Source organism: Actinospineispora eucalypti (genome assembly GCF_039543365.1).
Classification (GTDB): Bacteria; Actinomycetota; Actinomycetes; order Mycobacteriales; family Pseudonocardiaceae; genus Pseudonocardia; species Pseudonocardia eucalypti.
This window is the reverse complement of sequence record NZ_BAABJP010000025.1, coordinates 1711-2105: the sequence shown is the minus strand read 5'-3', so window position 1 is coordinate 2105 and position 395 is coordinate 1711. Positions and strand designations below refer to the sequence as shown.

1 protein-coding gene is annotated in these 395 nt (G+C 70.4%); it reads right to left on the bottom strand.

Features of this window, described 5'->3' with window-relative positions; genetic code table 11:
* Window positions 1-371 (bottom strand): AraC-like ligand-binding domain-containing protein (locus tag ABEB12_RS23275; RefSeq protein ID WP_345703071.1); only part of this gene is annotated, 371 nt, incomplete at its 3' end.
* Window positions 372-395: the final 24 nt, after the last annotated feature.

Here is a 395-nt window from a genome sequence, read left to right as displayed (position 1 = left end):
GCGGCGCCCGGGCCCAGCACAGCCGCCACCGAAGGAGTGGACCGCACCACGTGCCGCTGCACCCGCCAGATCGCGCCGCCGGTCAGCGGGAGGGTGACGTGGTAATACGGGGTCGCTCCGCTGAGGATCTGGGTGTCCGAGCCGAAACGCAGATAGCCGGTGGTCAGCTCCCCGATTCCCACCGCGTTCATGTGCAGCTCGAAGTCGTCGCCGGGCGTGGCCACGCGCAGCTGCAGCGGGAGGCGGGGCAGCACCCGTTGCAGCACATCGGTGGCAAGGGCGATGTCATCCGTGCGGGCCACCGGGTAGGCGGCGAGTAGCTCATCGGTTACGCCGGGGTGCACCGCCAATGCCGCCTCCTGCCCTCTCATCGGGATAGCCGGGACCGTTCGCCT